This is a genomic window from Algoriphagus sp. AK58 (assembly GCF_014324365.1).
Taxonomy (GTDB): domain Bacteria; phylum Bacteroidota; class Bacteroidia; order Cytophagales; family Cyclobacteriaceae; genus Algoriphagus.
Map to the genome: position 1 here is coordinate 1 of NZ_QEIG01000036.1, position 4,515 is coordinate 4,515.

At 41.7% G+C, this 4,515-nt stretch carries 3 protein-coding genes; all 3 read left to right on the forward strand.

From position 1 onward, the window contains the following. The first annotated feature begins 44 nt into the window (after window positions 1-44). Window positions 45-239 (forward strand): hypothetical protein, encoded by a 195-nt coding sequence (locus DDT91_RS20270; protein ID WP_187178029.1) that lies wholly within the window; start codon window positions 45-47, stop codon window positions 237-239. Between the two features lie 716 nt (window positions 240-955). Next, window positions 956-1,510, forward strand: coding sequence for a phage tail protein (locus tag DDT91_RS20275; protein WP_222718696.1), 555 nt, complete (start codon window positions 956-958; stop codon window positions 1,508-1,510). A gap of 69 nt (window positions 1,511-1,579) precedes the next feature. Further along, window positions 1,580-4,515: putative Ig domain-containing protein (locus tag DDT91_RS20280; protein ID WP_187178030.1), on the forward strand; the 2,936-nt coding region annotated here is incomplete at its 3' end.

The following is a 4,515-nucleotide window of genomic DNA, read 5'->3' on the forward strand; positions in this document are numbered from 1 at the left end:
TAATTAACATTAGGCTGGTGATGATGTACCGGGTCTGGCTGTGAATGGGTCAACGGGTGGATTATGCTACCAACGTGCAGTTGGGGTTTATAGCCGGAAAGCTTCGCATGGGCTACGTGTATGAATTTCCGGTGGTGGAAAGCTACCTGTTGCCGGGAGGCATCCATGAGTTTACCCTGACCTTGAACCTGTTCCGTTTGAATGAGCGGCAGACCAAAGATGAGGTGATCATGTGGTGATAAAATTCACTAAGGCTGAAATAAAGAAAAGGGATTGCTAAGCTTGTAGGCTTTTATTGGGATTAGTTTGAAAAAATATAAACTTCTTCCAGTTGAGGTGTTCAAAATGAAGATTCTTCTACTCATCCTATTTAGAAAATAAAGAAGTATTACAGGTGTTTTTTAAATGAATTTTGATGTAATACAAAAAAAGAGGCATGGCCTCTTTTTTTGCTTATGTAAAATAAATTTTTAGTGATTGGTGAAAAAAATTCTTGATTTTATGGTATAAGAAATTTTAATTTAATGTAGTTGTACAAGGTTTTCCTTCCATTAATTTTCTCAAAAATCATTAAATTTTTTGTTAGTTTGATTTTTGGTATTATATTTATAGTCATTTTTATGAACTTGATTTTTGATTTTAAAATAAGCTTGGTTGGGGGGAATACATGTTTTTGCTCCAATTTTCAGGGAATTCCTCTGAAGGAGGATTTTTATAAAACCTTCAGTTTTCCTGAAGCCTTCCTGGGGATTTACAAATTCAAGGTATTGAGTTGTTCCTTTTCTGAATTTTTTCTTCAAGAAGGTGTACTTATTAAGAAGAAAATAATACGTGGTCCTTGTTTTCCTGTTCTTGGTTTTAAGAAGCCTTTTTTGTCAATAACATCAATTTATTTAGTTTAAATATTTTAATTATAGTTACACAATCTAATCTTTAACCTTAAAATTTTCTAATTATGGATGAGTACATCGGAGTAATCAAAATGTTCGCTGGAAGTTTTGCTCCAAAGGGCTGGGCATTTTGTCAAGGTCAAATTTTACCAATAGCGCAGTATAATGCTTTGTACAGTTTGTTGGGAACCACTTATGGCGGAAATGGGACGACCACGTTTGGTCTTCCAAATCTTTGTGGGAGAGTTCCGGTCGGAACAGGACAAAGCACCACAGGAACTACCTATGTCAGTGGACAAATGGATGGAGTAGAGTCAGTTTCCTTGATTTCTGCCCAACTTGCCCCTCATACCCATGGCGCTCAGATCAATGTCAATGCCACTGCAGGAACGACCAATAATCCGGTTGGTAATTTTCCTGCTGCCAGTCAAGTCCAGTTGGAACGATCTGGCCCTACCTATCCGGTAAATTCCTATGCCAATGCTTCTACAGGTGGGGCCTCCAGTCAGGCGATTACCATTTTGCCGGAAGGACAGGGAGCTCCCCATACCAATATGCAGCCTTATTTGGGTGTGAATTACATTATCTGCCTAGAAGGCCTTTATCCCACAAGAGATTGATTCCCCTTACCCTTGAAGCCATAGGTTTCAAGGGTGTTTTTTATTACCTACTCTTCAAATTTTGAATAGATGAAAAAAATTCTACTTCTTCCGGTCTTTTTAATTACACTTTTATGGTCAAGTTTCCTTCAGCAGGGATTTGCTCAGACCGTTATTGATTTTAATAATCCACCAAGTATTGGAGCAGTAAAGTCCATTCCCTATGAAGGATTTACCTTTGCAGCTACAATTGCCAATCCATCATTTAATATTGGATTTGATAATGTGGGTGTGGGAGGTTCTTTTGCTCTAATTGATGGAAATAATGACCAAAATGGATTGACAAGATGGACCATAACCCGTGATGGAGGAATAGAATTTCAGTTCCAAAAAATATGGATATTTAATCGAGATCCGGGTACTTTTAATACCTCTACTTCTGGAACAATACAAGGGTTTAAGAATGGAAATCCTGTTGGACCAGCAAAACCGATCCTTTTTAATGGTGAAAGCGTCTTTTCTGCCGATCCTGATTTTTTCGATGTGGATGAGATCCGAATTGAAGCACCGGATATTTATGTTGCAATAGATGATTTCACCTATGGTCCCGTATTCGTTCCAGTAGATTCTGACCCAGCAGAAGTTACTTCTATATCCCTAAGCGGTGCTCCACTTTCGAATGTGTCTTCAGTTGCCTTCACAGTTAATTTTTCAAAAACAGCACTCAATGTCAGTGTGGATGATTTTCAATTAACAAGTACCGGGACTGCTGCCGGTACAATTACTTCGGTGGCTGGTTCGGGTACTTCTTATACCGTAACAGTCAATGGAATCACGGGAGAGGGAAGCTTAAGGCTTGATTTAAAATCAGGTACAAATATCACCAATGAAAGAGGAGATGATGGTACCGCTCCATTTACCTCTGGTCAGGTGCATTTTGTGAGTCCCTGTTTGGTGGAGACTTTTGAGGGTGAAACCATAGGAAGTAAGACTTTTGCAGCAGGATCAAACTCATTTACCATCACGGGTAATCTGGAAGTCTATCGAGGCCCAACCTTAAATATTGGAATAGGTGGCTCTAGCAATGTTTTGAAAAATACCGGAACAGGATCGTACACAATTACATCGGGAAGTGGTGCTATTTTAATGAACTCGGCGGCCTTTTTTCTTTCCTCTGATCCCAATGGAGCCACTCCTACAGGTACAGGCACGCTGACTTTGGTAGGAAAAAGAGGGGGCAATACGGTCTATACAATTACTAAAAATTCCGGGTTCAATACCAGCTTTTCTACCAATAGCGGCTATACGATTGTTAATTTCGGTACTGAAGGTGGGGTCAATAATGCTACCAAGCCCATCGATCAGTTGGAGATCAACATAGGGGGAGGTTTTGTGTATTTGAATGTAGATAACTTCCAGTTCTGTACCGATACTGAAGCCCCATCAGGGTATACGGCCACAATCGACCAGGATTTGATCAATACAGCCAACCAAAATTCCGTCAGTTTCACCTTAGCTGGTGCTGAGGTTGGATCTTCTTATAATTATACATTCTCAAGTTCTGGGGGAGGAACGTACGTGACAGGATCCGGAACTGTGGTCAGTTCTACCCAACAAGTCAGCGGAATTAATCTTACTGGTCTTCCAGATGGAACCATTACCCTAAGTGTCACTCTAACAGACCCGTCTTCCAATACAGGAACTGCAGCAACGGATACAAGCATCAAATTGCTCAATAATGTACCAATTGCTTTACCTCCTACCAATACTTCAGCCTTTGAAGACGCATTCCTTGATCTTAACGGGATGGCAGTTACTGACCCAGACGGAGACAATCAACTTGTGTCATTCACCATTACAGGGGGAATTCTTACCATTGGAACCCAGAATATTTCATTCGGAGGAAATGGTAATGGTTCTTCTTCTTTTACCGCTTCAGGTACGCTTAGTGATATAAACACGGCCTTGGCACAAGCGAGATTTAGACCTACTTCTAATTTGTTCGGAATAGATGCAGCTACCATCCGCTTCACTTCAAATGATGGATTCTCCATTTCTGAAGAAGCAAGTACCACTTTTGATATCGAAGCTGTGAATGATCCTCCCTTGTTAATCATTCCCGGATTTCAAGTGACGGATGAAGATACCCCGTTGGTATTTTCTTCCGCAAATAGTAACCAAATCCAAATCGAAGATATTGATGCGGGTACAGGACCGATGAACTTGGAAATTAGTGCTACTAATGGAACGTTTACCTTGGCAACCATCCAAAACATCAGCTTTGCCCCAGGACGTGGAGATGGTACAGATGATCCAAGAATGGATTTTTCTGGGACTCTCGCTGCAATCAACTCGGCAATTAGTACACTCACTTTTACTCCGGCTGCAAATTTTTCAGGGGAAGCAACCCTAGAACTTATTATCAGTGATTTGGGAAGTACAGGTTTGGGCGGAACTTTAACTGACATGGAAACGATACGCATTGTGGTGACTGCCCAGAATGATGCGCCAACGGTACAGAATTCCATTCCCCACCAAAACGCAACAGAGGATGTCGAATTTGTTTTCCAGTTTGACTCGGATGTCTTCTTTGATGCGGACGGGGATGAACTGAGTTATTCCGCCCAGCTGGCCGGAGGAGGAACTTTGCCTACTTGGTTAACCTTCAATCCAGCCAACAGAACCTTCAGCGGAACTCCGGCCAATTCAGAGGTAGGTACGATCACCATCGCGGTGACGGCAGATGACGGTAACGGAGGGACGGAAACGGACACCTTTGACATCACGGTACTCAATACCAATGATGCGCCAACGGTGGCCAATCCGATTCCGGATCAGTTTGCCACAGAGAACAGTGCTTTCAACTTCCAGTTTGGATTGAATGTATTCAATGACATCGATGTGGGGGATGAACTATCCTACACCGCTCAATTGGCAGGTGGTGGATCCTTGCCAACTTGGCTGAGCTTTGATGGGCTTAACCGAAGGTTTCCTGTTACTTCAGCCCTAGCACATCTGGCTAATTT